The organism is Mycolicibacterium parafortuitum (assembly GCF_010725485.1).
In the GTDB taxonomy this organism is placed as follows: Bacteria; Actinomycetota; Actinomycetes; order Mycobacteriales; family Mycobacteriaceae; genus Mycobacterium.
Genome location: NZ_AP022598.1, coordinates 2,935,430 through 2,950,851, shown reverse-complemented (window position 1 = coordinate 2,950,851; position 15,422 = coordinate 2,935,430). Strand labels below are relative to the sequence as shown.

Annotated in this window: 17 protein-coding genes; 10 read left to right on the top strand and 7 right to left on the bottom strand. The window is 69.8% G+C overall.

Annotated features, from left to right (window positions below; translation table 11 throughout):
• The first annotated feature begins 36 nt into the window (after positions 1-36).
• Positions 37-1,416 carry a lytic transglycosylase domain-containing protein gene (locus NTM_RS14260; protein ID WP_163766664.1) on the top strand — a complete coding sequence of 460 codons (1,380 nt, stop codon included), beginning with the start codon at positions 37-39 and terminating at the stop codon, positions 1,414-1,416.
• A gap of 52 nt (positions 1,417-1,468) precedes the next feature.
• Positions 1,469-2,596 (top strand): Mrp/NBP35 family ATP-binding protein, encoded by a 1,128-nt coding sequence (locus NTM_RS14255; RefSeq protein ID WP_163766663.1) that lies wholly within the window; start codon positions 1,469-1,471, stop codon positions 2,594-2,596.
• Between the two features lie 17 nt (positions 2,597-2,613).
• Here the strand turns inward: NTM_RS14255 and tatB are convergent, their stop codons facing one another.
• The 4 genes from tatB to sigE all read right to left on the bottom strand — a co-directional run bounded on the left by tatB (position 2,614) and on the right by sigE (position 5,950).
• Positions 2,614-3,036: a Sec-independent protein translocase protein TatB gene (gene tatB, locus NTM_RS14250; RefSeq protein ID WP_163766662.1), complete on the bottom strand. Its 423-nt coding sequence runs from the start codon at positions 3,034-3,036 to the stop codon at positions 2,614-2,616.
• Between the two features lie 3 nt (positions 3,037-3,039).
• On the bottom strand, positions 3,040-4,536 hold the full coding sequence (htrA, locus tag NTM_RS14245) for a serine protease HtrA (protein ID WP_163766661.1): 1,497 nt from the start codon (positions 4,534-4,536) through the stop codon (positions 3,040-3,042).
• A 90-nt stretch (positions 4,537-4,626) separates the two neighbouring features.
• Entirely contained in the window at positions 4,627-5,022 is a 396-nt protein-coding gene (gene rseA, locus NTM_RS14240) for an anti-sigma E factor RseA (RefSeq protein WP_163769489.1), read from the bottom strand.
• Positions 5,023-5,104: 82 nt separating this feature from the next.
• Positions 5,105-5,950: an RNA polymerase sigma factor SigE gene (sigE, locus tag NTM_RS14235; protein ID WP_163766660.1), complete on the bottom strand. Its 846-nt coding sequence runs from the start codon at positions 5,948-5,950 to the stop codon at positions 5,105-5,107.
• 165 nt (positions 5,951-6,115) lie between these two features.
• Between sigE and NTM_RS14230 the strand changes: the two genes are divergently transcribed.
• From NTM_RS14230 to NTM_RS14200, 7 genes are all read left to right on the top strand, one after another.
• Positions 6,116-6,796: an O-methyltransferase gene (locus NTM_RS14230; protein ID WP_104865086.1), complete on the top strand. Its 681-nt coding sequence runs from the start codon at positions 6,116-6,118 to the stop codon at positions 6,794-6,796.
• 117 nt (positions 6,797-6,913) lie between these two features.
• Positions 6,914-7,573 (top strand): TetR/AcrR family transcriptional regulator, encoded by a 660-nt coding sequence (locus NTM_RS14225; protein ID WP_163766659.1) that lies wholly within the window; start codon positions 6,914-6,916, stop codon positions 7,571-7,573.
• Positions 7,566-8,471, top strand: a complete 906-nt coding sequence (locus NTM_RS14220; RefSeq protein ID WP_163766658.1) for an ABC transporter ATP-binding protein — start codon at positions 7,566-7,568, stop codon at positions 8,469-8,471. Before NTM_RS14225 ends, NTM_RS14220 begins: the two co-directional genes overlap by 8 nt.
• Positions 8,471-10,060, top strand: a complete 1,590-nt coding sequence (locus tag NTM_RS14215; RefSeq protein ID WP_163766657.1) for an ABC transporter permease — start codon at positions 8,471-8,473, stop codon at positions 10,058-10,060. Before NTM_RS14220 ends, NTM_RS14215 begins: the two co-directional genes overlap by 1 nt.
• A complete protein-coding gene (locus tag NTM_RS14210) occupies positions 10,057-10,731 on the top strand; it encodes a methyltransferase family protein (RefSeq protein ID WP_104865090.1) in 675 nt (224 codons plus the stop codon). The genes NTM_RS14215 and NTM_RS14210 overlap by 4 nt, the downstream gene beginning before the upstream one ends.
• Before the next feature lie 25 nt (positions 10,732-10,756).
• Positions 10,757-11,350, top strand: coding sequence for a DUF4126 domain-containing protein (locus NTM_RS14205; protein WP_163766656.1), 594 nt, complete (start codon positions 10,757-10,759; stop codon positions 11,348-11,350).
• 53 nt (positions 11,351-11,403) lie between these two features.
• Entirely contained in the window at positions 11,404-11,886 is a 483-nt protein-coding gene (locus tag NTM_RS14200; protein ID WP_104865092.1) for an MSMEG_6728 family protein, read from the top strand.
• On the opposite strand, the gene glgC is transcribed toward NTM_RS14200, so the two are convergent.
• Positions 11,883-13,097: a glucose-1-phosphate adenylyltransferase gene (gene glgC / locus NTM_RS14195; protein ID WP_104865093.1), complete on the bottom strand. Its 1,215-nt coding sequence runs from the start codon at positions 13,095-13,097 to the stop codon at positions 11,883-11,885. The two genes, NTM_RS14200 and glgC, sit on opposite strands and share 4 nt — an antisense overlap.
• A 161-nt stretch (positions 13,098-13,258) precedes the next feature.
• Between glgC and glgA the strand changes: the two genes are divergently transcribed.
• Positions 13,259-14,422 carry a glycogen synthase gene (glgA, locus tag NTM_RS14190; RefSeq protein WP_179963935.1) on the top strand — a complete coding sequence of 388 codons (1,164 nt, stop codon included), beginning with the start codon at positions 13,259-13,261 and terminating at the stop codon, positions 14,420-14,422.
• A gap of 11 nt (positions 14,423-14,433) precedes the next feature.
• Here the strand turns inward: glgA and NTM_RS14185 are convergent, their stop codons facing one another.
• The gene (locus NTM_RS14185) at positions 14,434-14,601 is read right to left on the bottom strand and encodes a DUF3117 domain-containing protein (protein ID WP_003931055.1); all 168 of its coding nucleotides are present in this window, start codon (positions 14,599-14,601) and stop codon (positions 14,434-14,436) included.
• Between the two features lie 156 nt (positions 14,602-14,757).
• Positions 14,758-15,417 (bottom strand): DNA-3-methyladenine glycosylase I, encoded by a 660-nt coding sequence (locus NTM_RS14180; protein WP_232079929.1) that lies wholly within the window; start codon positions 15,415-15,417, stop codon positions 14,758-14,760.
• Positions 15,418-15,422: the final 5 nt, after the last annotated feature.

Here is a 15,422-nt window from a genome sequence, read left to right as displayed (position 1 = left end):
GGGGTTCACAAGCGATCTCACAGCTAGGACGGTTGAGTGCACATAGGGGGAGGACCCGCCCTCCGCGCAGCGCGGCGTCGAGCAGGGCACGTCGTTCGCAATCCTGCGGTTGGTGTGGCTGCCGTGCTGACTCCCCTGGTTCTCGCCGGCGCCGTCGGCGCCTCCGCGCCCGTGACGATCGACCCGACCCGCGACACCGCGGTGATGCCGCTGGCCGCTATCGGAGCCCCGACCGGAGCCACCGTCGTCGACCGTTCGGGCCCGTCCGTGGTCGCGGTCGCCAAACCGCCCGCCCCGCTGCGCACGGTCGCCAGCACCGCGTCGGCCCCGCCGCCGCCGACCGTCGTCAACGCGCCCGGGACACTGCGCATCCCGTCGGTGAACCTGGCGGCCTACCGCAACGCCGAGGCCATGATGGCCGCCGCGTACCCCGGATGCGGCGTCAGCTGGAACCTGCTGGCCGGCATCGGCCGCATCGAGTCGATGCACTCCTACGGCGGCGCGACCGATGCGCGCGGCACCGCCGTCCGCCCGATCTACGGTCCCACGCTGGACGGCACGCTGCCGGGCAACGAGGTCATCGTCGAGAGCCGCACCGCCGACCGCGTCGTGTACGCGCGGGCGATGGGGCCGATGCAGTTCCTGCCCGGCACCTGGTCGCGCTACGCCTCCGACGGTGACGGTGACGGCAAGGCCGATGTGCAGAACGTCTACGACGCGGCCCTGGCCGCCGCGCGCTACCTGTGCAGCGGTGGCCTGAACCTGCGCAACCAGGCCGACGTGATGTCGGCGATCCTGCGCTACAACAACTCGATGGCCTACGCGCAGAACGTGCTCAGCTGGGCCGCCGCGTACGCGACCGGCGTCGTCCCGGTGGACCTGCCGCCGATCACCGGATCGATCCCCGAGCTGAGCGACAGCGAGAGCGCGACGCTGACCGCGCACCTGGACCGGCGCGCCGGGCTGGGCCCCGGGTTGCCGATCAACGCGGCCGGACTGCCCGCCAGCGATCCGCTGTCGCTGATCCCCCTGATGGAACGCACCGACGTGGCCAGCCAGATCAACACCGGACTGCCCGGCTTCGGGGCCGGCCAGACACTCGGTCCGCCTCCGGGCCCGATGCCGCAGGCCGCGCCGCTGCCCGCGGTGCCCGCGCCGCCGCCGGCCTGGGTGCCGCCGTGGGTGCAGCAGCCGCCGCAGAAGCCCGCCCAGTGCGCGGTGTTCTGCATCCAGGACCTGCCGCCCGCGGCAGCTGCGCCCGCACCCGTCCCGGCGGGCCCGCTGAACCTCGCCCCCGCACCGGCCGCGCCCCCGGCGCCGGGGCCGCTGCTGCCGCCGGCCCCGGTCGGGCTTCCGCCGGCACCCGGACCCGCACCCGGTCCCGCTCCGGGACCGGCGCCCGGGCCTGTCGCCTGACGCCGCGCCCGAATTCGTGACCACGGCGCGCCGACGCCTAGACTCGCCGGTGATGTCCTCTACTCCGCACGACCTGGAAGCGGCGGTACGTGCCGCCCTGACCAAGGTGATCGACCCCGAGTTGCGTCGGCCGATCACCGAAGTCGGCATGGTCAAAAGCGTCACCGTCGAATCCGACGCCTCGGTCCACGTCGAGGTGTATCTGACCACCTCGGCCTGCCCGAAGAAGACCGAGATCACCGACCGCGTCACGCGGGCGGTGCAGGACGTCCCGGGCACCGGCGCGGTCAAGGTCACCCTCGACGTGATGAACGACGAGCAGCGCGCCGAGTTGCGCAAGCTGCTGCGTGGCGACTCGCGCGAGCCGGTCATCCCGTTCGCGCAGCCCGGATCGCTGACGCGGGTGTACGCGGTCGCATCCGGCAAGGGCGGCGTCGGCAAGTCCAGCGTCACGGTCAATCTCGCCGCGGCGATGGCCGCGCGAGGGCTGTCCGTCGGGCTGCTCGACGCCGACATCTACGGCCACTCCGTGCCCCGGATGATGGGCACCCAGGACCGGCCCACCCAGGTCGACTCGATGATCCTGCCGCCCGTCTCCCACGACGTGCGGGTGATCTCGATCGCGATGTTCACCCAGGGCAACACCCCGGTGGTGTGGCGCGGACCGATGCTGCACCGCGCGCTGCAGCAGTTCCTCGCCGACGTGTACTGGGGCGACCTCGACGTGCTGCTGCTGGATCTGCCGCCCGGCACCGGCGACATCGCGATCTCGGTGGCGCAGCTCATCCCCGGCGCGGAGATCCTCGTCGTCACCACCCCGCAGCTGGCGGCCGCCGAGGTTGCCGAACGGGCCGGGGCGATCGCGATCCAGACCCGCCAGCGCATCGCGGGCGTCGTCGAGAACATGGTCGACAGCCCCACCTTGAAGATGTTCGGCGAGGGCGGCGGACGCCAGGTCGCCGAGAGCCTGTCGCGGGCTGTCGGCGCCGACGTGCCGCTGCTCGGTCAGGTCCCGCTGGACCCGGAGCTGGTGGCCGCGGGCGACTCGGGGGTGCCGTTGGTGCTCAGCGCCCCGGATTCCTTGGCGGGCAGGGAACTTCGCAAGATCGCCGATACGCTGTCGAGCCGCAAGCGCGGCCTGGCGGGGATGTCACTGGGCCTGGATCCGGCCGGTCGCTGACCGTCCCCGGCGCGCCGTCAGGTCGCGTCGGTGTCGAACGGGGTCGCGGTCGGCTCGGCCGCAGGAGGTGCCGCCGCAGCCGGTCCCGGCCCGGACTGCGGTTTGGCCGGCGGATTCTGCGGTGTACCCGAGCCCGGGTTCTTGGCGTCGAACTTGCCGGTGAATATCGAGTCGTCGCCGTCGAGCAGATGCTTGGTCAGCGCCGCACGCGGGGTCATGCCCCGCAACTTCTGCAGTTCCGACAGCGGCTCACGCAGGTCGTCGAACTCCGGGCCGAGATCCTCGCGCAGTTGGCTGGTCGCCCCGGAGACGTAGTCGCGCACCTGGCGCACCGCACCGGAGGTCCACCGGATCGCCCCGGGCAGCCGTTCCGGTCCGAGGATCACCAGCCCGGCGATGACGAGGATGAGCATCTCGCCCCAACCGACGTTCGCGAACATCGGCTATGAAGCGCTGTCGTCGCCGTTGGGTGTCACCGTCAGCGTCACGGTCCGGCCGTCGCGGACCACCTCGACGGGGGCGGGCACACCGATCTTGAGCTGACGCACCGCGACGATCATCTCGTCGGCGTCGGCGACCTCGCGGTCCCCGACCTTGACGACGACGTCGTTCTCCAGCAGTCCGGCCTGCTCTGCCGGACTGCCCGGCTTCACATCGGCGATCTGCGCACCCTTGGCGACGTCGTTGCTGACCGAACGGGCGGTCAGGCCCAGCGTCGGATGCGCGATCTTGCCGTTGCGGATCAGCGTCTCGACGACCTGCTTGACCTCGTTCACCGGGATCGCGAAGCCCAGGCCACTGGCGCTGTCCGACAGCGACTTGCCCGCGGTGTTGATGCCGATGACCTCGGCGTCCATGTTGATCAGCGGACCGCCGGAGTTGCCGTGGTTGATCGACGCGTCGGTCTGCACACCGTCGATCACGGTGTCGGTGTCGGAGCCGTCACCGGACAGCGGGACGGGCCGGTGCAGCGCGCTGATGATGCCGTGGGTGACGGTGCTGCGCAGCCCCAGCGGCGCGCCGGCGGCGATGACTTCCTCGCCCACCTGCAGCTTCTCCGAGTCACCCATCCGGGCGACGGTCAGGTTGTCGACGTTGTCGACCTTCAGGACCGCCAGGTCGGTCTTCGGGTCCCGGCCGACCAGGTTCGCGGGCACCTCTTTGCCGTCGTTGAACACCACCGACATCTTGAAGTCGCTCGGGTTGGTGGCCGCCTCGGAGATGACGTGGTTGTTGGTGACGATGTAGCCGCGGCCGTCGATCACGACGCCGGAGCCCTGCGATCCCTCGCGGTCGCTGCTGGCCTCGATGGTGACCACGGAGTCAGCCACCGCGGCGGCCACTTTGGCGAACTGGCCACGCGGTTCACCGTTGTCGTCGCCCCCGCCGGTCTCCAGCGTGACCTTCGAGGTGGTGAACGCCGACACCACCTCGGCGGTGGTGCGGCCGACCCAGCCCCCGGCGACGCCGATCAGCAGCGCGATCAGACCGAGCACCATCAGCGCGATCGTGGACACCTTGCCGCCGAACAGCACGTCCCGCACACCGAGCTTGCCGACCGGTGCGTTGACCTGGGTCGGAGCCGCCGCGGGCAGCGCAGGGGTGCCGAGGGCGGCCGGTGCGCCGGGATTGCGCCACGGATCGTCGACGTCCTCGTCGTCACCCTCGCGCTCGGCCTCCAGTGCGCCGGCGTCGGTAGGGTGCCGCTGCAGCGAGTCCACGCCCGCGTGCGGACGGCCGAACGCCTCCGCGAGCACCGGGTCGGGGGCCTGATCCTTGGGGGTGTATTCGCCCTGGTCGATGTGCTTCTCGGCGCCGAGGAACGAACCACTCACGCCGGCCGGACGGCCGAACGCGCGCTGCGCCGCCGGGTCGACGGGAGGGCGCGACACGGGGCGCGGCTCAAGACGCTCCCGACCGGTCTCGTCCAGATTGCTCACCCGTTCATCGCCCTTCCCTCGCCTGTGCCTGGTGTCGGAATCGATGCCGGCAATCGCCGACAGTCGCCGGCGGTCGGCTCCGTGTCCACCCTACCGGCGCTTGCGGCGAAGACGCTGAGGGCTGTCAGCTAACTGCGGGGTGTCGGCCGACTCCGGTGCGTCGGCCGGTGCGCGGTCCGGGATCTGCGATAACAGGCCCAGCAAAGAGCTGGGCATCGAGACCGGGCAGGAATCCCGCAACGCTTCCCTCGCCTGCCGTTGCGCGTCGACCTCCATCGCGCACTCCTGGCACAACGACATGTGATGCGCGGCGCGCAGATGCGCGGCCATCCGCAGCTCGCCGTCGGCAAACGCGGCGATCGCCTCGGTGGACAGATGCTCGGTGGAACCGAACTGCCGCGGACCGACGGGGTCCTCACTCTGGGAGGCGAACTGGGAGGGCAGCCAGGAGAACGCCCGGCGGAAGGCATGCCCGGGATCGAACACGACCCAGCTCCTCTCCAGTCCGTCCGTTGTCAACGCGCTCCTTCGAATGTAGCGCGACACGCCCGACTCAAGCGCGGGAACGTCATGCAGATGTGACCATGTCCCCGGCGCCGGCGTCGGCGTGACGGGACAGGTACTCGCGGATCGCCTGGCGGCCGCGGTGGATGCGGCTGCGCACCGTACCGAGCTTCACGCCGAGCGTCGCGCCGATCTCCTCGTAGGACAGGCCTTCGATGTCGCACAGCACCACCGCGGCGCGGAACTCGGGCGCGAGCGAATCGAGCGCCGCCTGCAGATCGGCCCCGAGCCGGGAGTCGTGGTAGATCTGCTCCGGGTTCGGCTCGTCGGCCGGCACCCGGTCGTAGTCCTCGGGCAGCGCTTCCATCCGGATGCGCCCGCGACGGCGCACCATGTCCAGGAACAGGTTGGTCGTGATGCGGTGCAGCCAGCCTTCGAAAGTGCCCGGCTGGTAGTTCTGCACCGAGCGGAACACCCGGATGAACGTCTCCTGGGTCAGGTCCTCGGCGTCGTGCTGATTACCGGACAGCCGGTAGGCCAGGCGGTACACCCGGTCGGCGTGCTGACGGACGAGTTCGTCCCAGCTCGGCATCGCGGCCTTGTCCCCGGTCGCGTCGAATACCGCGGTGCCGGTCAACTCCTCGGATGGTTCGACCCATTCGGCTTCGGTGAACTGCTCGAGATGGGCCATCGAGACAGGAGCCGGAGAAACAGGAGCCGGAGCCGGCGCGCTCGCCGGCGCAGTGGACACGGGGCCGTTGATGATGGTCGTCGCATCCTCCAGATCGAAGTGGCGCTCATTCAGTCGGCCGCCGGTCGGCGACCCTTCAAGATCGGAAACGCGAGGCGTCGCCCGGTTGTTCCCCGGCTGCACGGAGTCGATACGTGCGCTGGATGCGCCGTGTGTCATGCGATCACCATTTCCCGCGCCCGTGTGCCAGGCATATGAGCAAACTGAACTTTTCCTGAGAAAGACCGCTACCCCTTTTTCTAGCAGCGGAAACAGGTGTGACTCTGGTCGCGCACGCGGGCGTGTCGGTGCGGCGGGCGACGGCGTTGGTTCTACGCTGCGGGCATGGCCAACACCGACGAGCCTGGAGCGAACTCCGGCGAACCCTCCGCGCGGGCACGTCAGGCCGAAGCGATCGTCAACCACGCCGAACACTCGATCTCCGAGGACTCCATCGTCGCGGCCGCCCGGGAGCGTGCGGTCGACATCGGCGCAGGCGCGGTGACCCCCGCGGTCGGCGCCTTGCTGTGCGTGCTGGCCAAGCTGACCCGGGCGCGTGCCGTGGTCGAGGTCGGCACCGGCGCCGGGGTCAGCGGCCTGTGGCTGCTCTCGGGCATGCGCGAGGACGGCGTGCTGACCACGATCGACGTCGAACCCGAACACCAGCGCATCGCCAAGCAGGCGTTCACCGAGGCCGGCGTCGGTCCCGGCCGGACCCGGCTGATCAGCGGACGGGCCCAGGAAGTGCTGACCCGACTCGCCGACGAGTCCTACGACCTGGTCTTCATCGACGCCGAGCCCGCCGATCAGCCCCAGTTCGTCGTCGAAGGGGTCCGACTGCTGCGTCCGGGCGGTGCGATCGTCGTGCACCGGGCGGCCCTCGGCGGACGCGCAGGCGATGCGTCGGCGAAGGACAACGAGGTGGCCGCGGTACGCGAGGCCGCGCGCCTGATCGCCGAGGACGAGCGGCTCACGCCGGTGCTGATCCCGCTCGGCGACGGTCTGCTGGCCGCCGCGCGCGACTGACCTTTCCCTGCGCGAGCAGACGCATACTCCGGCGAGTCCCACACGACACGCCGGAGTATGCGTCTGCTCGCGGCACATCCTTGACGCCGCACTGAACGCACGTTTAACGTACTGAACATGCGTTCAGCCGATGATCTGACCGCCACGGCGCGGATCCGCGACGCTGCGATAGAGCTGTTCGGCCGCGACGGCTTCTCGGTCAGCGTGCGCGCGATCGCCGCCGCCGCGGACGTCAGCCCCGGGCTGGTGATCCACCACTTCGGCTCCAAGGAGGGGTTGCGCAAGGCGTGCGACAACTTCATCGCCGAAACCGTGCTGGCGAGCAAACAGGAGTCGATCACGAGCTCGGACCCCGCGACGTGGTTCGCGGCGATGGCCGAGATCGAGGAGTACGCGCCGATTATGGCGTACCTGGTACGCAGCATGCAGAACGGCGGAGAGCTGTCGAAGATGCTGTGGCGCACGATGATCGAGAACACCGAGCTGTACATCGAGGAGGGCGTGCGGGCCGGCACGATCAAGCCGAGTGCGGATCCGAAGGCGAGGGCTCGCTTCCTCGCGCTGGCCGGGGGCGGCGGTTTCCTGCTCTATCTGCAGCTGCACGAGAGCACAGACCTGAAGGTCGTGCTCCACGACTACGCCGAGCAGATGATCCTGCCCGCGCTCGAGCTCTACACCCAGGGATTGATGGCGGACTCGACGATGTACGACGCGTTCGCCGCGCAACGCGCGCGAGGGGTTCCGTTCACCGCGACACCCGGAGCGGACAATGGCTGATATCACGCCTGCGGTCGAGATCGCCGGACTGCGAAAGTCGTTCGGGCGCACCACGGCGCTCGACGGTCTCGACCTCACTGTCGCCCCCGGCGACGTCACCGGGTTCCTCGGACCCAACGGCGCGGGGAAGTCGACGACCATCCGGGTGTTGTTGGGGCTGCTGCGCGCCGACGGCGGCACCGTACGACTTCTCGGCGGCGACCCGTGGCGCGACGCGGTCGGTCTGCACCGCAGGATCGCCTACGTGCCCGGCGATGTCACGCTGTGGCCGAATCTGACCGGGATGCAGGCCATCGACTTCCTGGCCTCGCTGCGCGGGGACGGCAGCGTCGATGCCAAGCGCCGCGATGCGCTGATCGAGCGTTTCGAACTCGACCCGCACAAGAAGGCGCGCACCTACTCCAAGGGCAATCGGCAGAAGGTCGCGATCGTCGCCGCGTTCAGTACCCGCAGCGAGCTGTTCGTCCTCGACGAGCCGACATCGGGACTGGATCCGTTGATGGAGAAGGTGTTCCAGCAATGCGTCCGCGAGGTCGCCGACCGCGGCGCCGCGGTCCTGCTGTCGAGCCACATCCTCGCCGAGGTCGAAAAGCTCTGCGACGCCGTGACGATCGTGCGGGCGGGCCGCACGGTCCGGTCCGGGGCGCTGGCCGAGATGCGCCATCTGATGCGCACCACCGTCGTCGCCCGGACGCGCGACGACGGCGGCTCGCTCGCTCACGCGCCGTATGTGCACGATCTGCGCACCGAGGACGGGCAACTTCGATTCTCGGTCGACCGTGACGATCTGGGCCGGGCGATGACCGATCTGACCGCGCTCGGCATCGACGACCTGACCGTCTCCCCCGCCTCCCTGGAGGACATGTTCCTGCAGGAGTACCACGCGGCGGCACCGTGATGACCGCTCCATCCCTGCGCGGCGAGGCGTGGACCGGCACCACGCGGCTGGTCGGGCTCGCGCTGCGGCGGGACCGGGTCCGGCTCTCGGTGTGGATCGCGACGCTGACGCTGCTCCTGGTGTACACCCCTAACGCGCTCGAGCTCGCGTATCCCGAAGAGGCGCAACGCCTTGCGCGAGTCAACCTGCTCAGGACACCGGCGGGCATCATGATGGGCGGCCCGATGTTCGGGGCCAACGAGACCGATCTCGGCGCGATGATCGCCAACGAGCTGATGCTCACGTTGATCGTCGCGACGTCGATCCTGGCCATTCTCACCGTGGTCCGGCACACCCGCGCCGAGGAGGAGAGCGGGGTCGCCGAACTGGTGCTGTCATCGGCCGTCGGCCGCCACGCCAGGACCACGGCGGCACTGGCCGTCGCCTGCGGTGTGAACATCGTTCTGGCGGTGACGATGACGGCGGCGACAGTCGCGGCGGGTTTCGCTGTCGCCGACTCGGCCGCAATGTGTATCGGTGTCACCGCGGTGGCGACGGTCTTCGCCGCCGTGTCCGCGGTGACTGCCCAACTGTGGCGTACGGCCAGGGCGGCGACCGGCGCGGCGATGGCGGTGCTCGCCGTTTCCGCGTTGGTTCGCGGGATCGGCGACGTCATCGACAACTCGGGAAGCACGCTGAGCTGGTTCTCCCCGATCGCGTGGGCACAGCAGATGCGCGCGTTCGTCGACCTGCGGTGGTGGCCCCTGGCGCTGCTCGCAGCCGTGACACCGGCGCTGGTCGCGCTGGCCGCCGCGCTCGAGGCCCGCCGTGAGTTCGACGACGCGACCGTGTCGTCGAGCGGCGAACATCCCGGCGCCGCACCGGTGCGCGGGGTGTTCGGACTGCAGCTACTGCTGCAACGGGGGCAGTTGCTCGGATGGGCCGCAGGGCTGTTCATTGCCGGGCTGGCGTTCGGGTCGATGACGAAGTCGTTGCTCGACGCGGCCGAGGGCAACGAGCTCATCGCCCAGATCCTCTCGGCGCAGGGACGTGACGGGGTGTACACCACGATGTCGCAGTTCCTGGCCGCTGCGGCGGGCGCATACGTGGTCTCGGCGGTGCTGCGGGTCTACCGCGACGAGGAGTCCGGACTCGGCGAGGCGGTGCTGGCCGGATCGGTGCCGAGGTGGCGCTGGCTGGTCACCGCCGTCGCGGCGGCGACGGCGGGCGCCGCGGTGCTCATGCTCGCGGCCGGGCTCGGTAACGGCGTGGGCGCCGCGGTCACCGTCCACGAGCCAGGCCTGGTCGTGCGGCTGACGCTGGCCGGTCTGGCGTTCGTGCCGGCGCTGGCGGTTCTCGCCGGCGTCGCGGCGGTCGCGGTCGCGGTGCGGCGCAGTTGGATCGGCTGGCTGGCGGTGACCTTCGTGGTCGCCTCGCTGTATCTCGGCGCCCTTCTGCGGCTACCGGACTGGGTGCTGGACCTCTCGCCGGTCGGGCAGACGACCGCGCCGGCCGAGGTCCCGGTGCCGGCCATGGCCGTGATGGTGCTCGCGGCAACGCTTTTCACCGCGCTGGCGGTGGGGATCTACCGGAGCAGGGACGCGGTATGAAGATCAAGCTGCAGGCACTGGCATCCACGCTGATCGGACTCGTCGTCTTCGCCGCCGTACTGTTCTGGCCCGCAGGCACGCTCGACTACTGGCAGGCCTGGGTGTTCACCGCGGTCTTCCTCGTCACGACGCTCACCCCGTCGGTGTACCTGGCTGTCCGCCACCCCGAGGTACTGGCCCGGCGGATGAAGGCCGGCCCGACGGCCGAGACCCGGCCGGTCCAGCGTCTCGTCATCACCGCGGTGATGGTCCTGGTGCTGGCGACCTTCGTGCTGTGCGCGCTGGACCATCGGTTCGGGTGGTCACACGTGCCGACATGGCTCACGCTGCTGGCAAACCTGCTCGTCGGCGTCGGTCTCGGGATCACCCAGTTGGTCATCGTGCAGAACAACTTCGCCGGGGCCAGCATCACCGTCGAACCTGGGCAGACCCTCGTCTCCACCGGCCTGTATGGGGTGGTCCGCCATCCGATGTACTCCGGGGCCGCGTTGATGATGTTCGCGACACCGCCGGCGCTGGACTCGCTGTGGGGCCTGGCCGGCGTCGCCGCGGCGGCCCCGCTGATGGTCGCCCGCATTCTCGACGAGGAGAAGATGCTGACGGAGGAACTTCCCGGTTACCGCGAGTACACCCGGCAGGTGCGGGCCCGGTTGATCCCCGGGGTGTGGTGAGCGCGCTCGCCGCATACTGATTCGCATGGAGCTGCTCACCGGGTTCGGCCTGGCGACGGCGGCCGGGCTGAACGCCTACATCCCGCTGCTCGCGCTCGGGCTACTGGCCCGGTTCACCGGCCTGGTGAACCTGCCTGCCGGGTGGGAGTGGCTGACGAACGGCTGGGTCATGGTGATCGTGGCCGTGCTGCTGGTCGTCGAGGTCGTCGCCGACAAGGTGCCCGCGCTCGACAGCCTCAACGACGCGGTGCAGACGTTCGTGCGGCCGGCCGCGGGCGGCATCGTCTTCGGGTCTGGCACGTCCGCGCAGACCGCGGTCGTCACCGACCCCGCCGCCTTCGCACAGTCCGGGCAGTGGATCCCGGTGGCGATCGGCATCGCGATCGCACTGGTGGTGTCGTTGACCAAGTCCACGGTGCGCCCGGCCGCCAACGTCGCGACGGCCGGAATGGCCGCACCGATGCTCAGCACCGCCGAGGACATCGCCAGCCTCGCGCTGGTTTTCGTCGCGATCTTGGTGCCGATACTCGTCCTGGTCGCGGTGCTCGCCTTGGCGTGGGTCGCGGTCCGGTTGGTCCGCAGGCGCCGTACCGCACGCCGGGCCTCGCCCGGACGCTGACCCATCCACAGACACAGACCCATGCTCGTGCGGGCAGCGGGTACCCCGGCGGGATGCAGACGTTCCTGCCGTGCGCCGGGTTCACCGCGTCCGCGGAGGTGCTCGACACCCGGCGGCTCGGCAAGCAGCGGGTGGAGACCATCCAGGTGCTGCGCGCGCTCACCGTTGCCGGTTACGGATGGCGCCATCACCCCGCCGCGGCGATGTGGGCCGGCTATGAAGAGGCCCTGGTGCGATACGGACTCGACGTGTGCGCGGTGTGGTGCGCCCAGGGCCGGGACGACACCTGCGCGGCGACGCTGCGGTCCGACCTCGCGGCGGGCACCGGTCTCGCGGACATCAGATCCCAGGACGAGCTGGCCGCCGCGGGTGAGCTACCCCCGTGGCTCGGCGACCCGGCGTTTCATCTCAGCCACCGATCCTCGCTGGTGCGCAAGGACCCCGACCATTACCGGAGCTGGTTCCCGGATGTCCCCGCCGACCTGCCCTACGTGTGGCCGCGCTCGGACCGCCCCCGCCGGGTGCCGGTGGGTTAGATCCACACACCCTTGCCGACGGCCACCACGCCGCCGGCGCTGACGGTGAACCGTTCCCGGTCCTTGTCCAGGTCCACCCCGACCATCTCGCCCGGGCCGACGACGACGTTCTTGTCCAGGATCGCGTGCCGCACCACCGCGCCGCGGCCGATGCGCACGCCCGGCATGATCACGCTGCCCTCGACGATGGCGCCGTCGTCGATCACGACGTTGGAGGACAACACCGAATTGCGAACGGACGCAGCCGAAATGATGCTGCCCGCGCCGACCACCGATTCCTGGGCGGACCCGCCGTTGACGAACTTCGCCGGGGCCAGGTTCTCGGCGCCGCCGCGGATCGGCCAGCGTTTGTTGTACAAGTTGAAGATCGGGTGCACCGACACCAGGTCCATGTGCGCGTCGTAGAACGCGTCCAGCGTGCCGACGTCACGCCAGTAGCCGTGGTCGCGTTCGGTGGCACCGGGCACCTCGTTGTTGCTGAAGTCGTAGACCGAAGCCATTCCGTCGGCCACCAGGCGGGGAATGATGTTGCCGCCCATGTCGTGGTCGGAATCGTCGTCCTCGGCGTCCGCGCGGATCGAGTCGATCAGCACCTTGGTGGTGAAGACGTAGTTGCCCATCGAGGCGAACGTCATGTCCGGGTCGTCGGGCGTGCCCGGCGGGTCGGCCGGTTTCTCCACCCATCCCCTGATCCGTCCCGAGTCGTCGGCGTCGATGCAGCCGAACGCGGTGGCCTCCGAGCGTGGCACCCGGATTCCGGCGACGGTCGCACCCGCGCCGCTCTCGATGTGTTGCTGGACCATCTGCTCGGGGTCCATGCGGTACACGTGATCGGCGCCGAAGATCACGATGTAGTCGGGATCCTCGTCGTAGATCAGGTTCATCGACTGGTAGATCGCGTCCGCCGACCCGGTGTACCAGCGCGGGCCGAGGCGCTGCTGGGCCGGCACCGGGGTGATGTACTCCCCCGCGAGCCCGGACAGCCGCCAGTTCTGCGAGATGTGGCGGTCCAGCGAATGCGACTTGTACTGCGTCAAAACGCAGATCCGCAGGAATCGGGCGTTGACGAGATTCGAGAGCACGAAATCGATCAGGCGGTAACCGCCACCGAAGGGCACCGCGGGCTTCGCCCGGTCGGCCGTCAGCGGGTAGAGCCGCTTACCCTCCCCGCCCGCCAGGACGATGCCCAGCACATGTGGCGCTTCCCTCATGTTTCCAACCTATCCGCACGCCGGGACGGCGGCTAGCCATTCGTCGGCAACTCGCGCGTCCCGGGCCCGCCCTACGCCGCTGACGACGGGTTTTCGGGCTGTCCGTCAAGACAATTGGGGATGCGGCGCAGCGCCTCGAGAAGTTGGATACGGTCAGGAGCATGCGGGTGGCGATGATGACGCGGGAGTATCCACCGGAGGTCTACGGCGGCGCCGGCGTCCATGTCACCGAGCTCGTCGCGCAGCTTCGGCGGCTGTGCGAGGTCGACGTGCACTGCATGGGGGCACCGCGCCCCGGCGCGACGGTGGCCCAGCCCGACCCGGCGCTGGTCGGCGCGAACCCGGCGCTGGCGACGCTGTCGGCCGACCTGTCCATGGTCAACTCCGCCGCCCAGGCCACCGTGGTGCACTCGCACACCTGGTACGCCGGGATGGCGGGGCATCTGTCGGCACTGCTCTACGGGGTGCCGCACGTGCTGACAGCACACTCGCTGGAACCGATGCGGCCGTGGAAGGCCGAGCAGCTCGGCGGCGGTTACCGGATCTCGTCGTGGGTGGAGAAGACCGCGGTGGAGGCTGCCGACGCCGTCATCGCCGTCAGCGCCGGGATGCGCGAGGACGTGCTGCGCACGTATCCGGCGCTGGACCCCGACAAGGTGCATGTCGTACTCAACGGGATCGACACCGACAAGTGGCGTCCGGTCCAAGCCGGCGGCGACGGGTCGGTGCTGACCGAACTCGGTGTGGACCTGTCCCGTCCGATCGTCGCGTTCGTCGGCCGGATCACGCGGCAGAAAGGCGTCGCCCACCTGGTGGCGGCAGCGCACCACTTCGACCCCGCGGTGCAGCTCGTGCTGTGCGCCGGCGCCCCCGACACCCCGGAGATCGCCAAGGAGATCGCCTCGGCGGTGCAGCAGCTGTCGCAGAGCCGCACCGGGGTGTTCTGGGTCCGGGAAATGCTCCCTCAGCCGAAGATCGACGAGATCTTGTCCGCGGCAACGGTATTCGTGTGCCCATCGGTGTACGAACCACTGGGCATCGTGAATCTGGAGGCGATGGCGTGCGCGACGGCGGTGGTCGCCTCCGACGTCGGCGGCATCCCCGAGGTGGTCGCCGACCAGCAGACCGGGCTCCTGGTGCACTACGACGCCGAGGCGACTGAGACGTTCGAACGTGACCTCGCCGAGGCCGTCAACGCCCTGGTCGCCGACCCGCAGCGGGCCGGCCGGTACGGACTGGCGGGCAGGCAGCGCTGCATCGACCACTTCTCATGGGCGCGCATCGCCGAACAGACCGTGCAGATTTATCGCACGGTCTCGGCCTGAAGGAGTCGGCGCTAGCTGGTTACGCCTTTGAGCTCATCGCCGAGGGCGGCGGCTTCCTCCGGGGTGAGCTCGACGACGAGTCGGCCTCCGCCTTCCAGTGGAACCCGCATCACGATGCCTCGCCCCTCCTTGGTCGCTTCCAGTGGACCGTCTCCAGTCCGGGGCTTCATCGCCGCCATCGAGTGCTCCCTCCACAATGGGCGTGCCCGTCAGGGCCTCGTCTGTCCGTGAGCCGGAAGCTGGGCACTGTTGGGCGTGCACTGACAGCACCCGGCTCTGAACTGCTACATGTTCCATTGTTCCCTATCCGGGCCGGGTCGTGTGCGAAGACCCGGCTATAGCTGCCCTGACGGGCCCTTTTGATTCGCTGAACGTCCCGCCCCGGTCGCCTCCACGCGCGGCACCCAGCAGTCGGCGACGTGGTCGTCGACCATCCCGGTGGCCTGCATCAGGGCGTAGGCCGTCGTGGGCCCGACGAACCGGAATCCGCGCTTCTTGAGCGCCTTGGCCATGGCCGTCGACTCCGGGGACACCGCGGCGACGTCCGCCAGACTCCCCGGTCGAGACCGCGTCGCCCGGTCCGCCGGTGCGAACGACCACAGCAGCTCCCCGAGATCCTCACCGGCGTCGGACATGTCGGCGACCACTCGGGCGTTGGCGATGGTGGCCTCGATCTTGGCGCGGTTGCGCACGATGCCCGGCTCGGACATCAGCCGTTCGACATCGCGGTCCCCGTAGCGCGCGATGCGCTCGACGTCGAAGCCGTCGAACGCCGCCCGGAAGTTGTCCCGCTTGCGCAGGATGATCAGCCAGGACAGTCCGCTCTGGAACGCCTCCAAACTGACCCGCTCGAACAGCTCGGGCGAGCCGTACAGCGGACGGCCCCATTCGGTGTCGTGGTAATCGCGATACAGCACGAAGTCGGCCGCCGACAGCCGGGACTGATCGATCCACCCGCAGCGGATCCGGTTGTCCGGTTCCATCGCCGGTTTCATGCCCG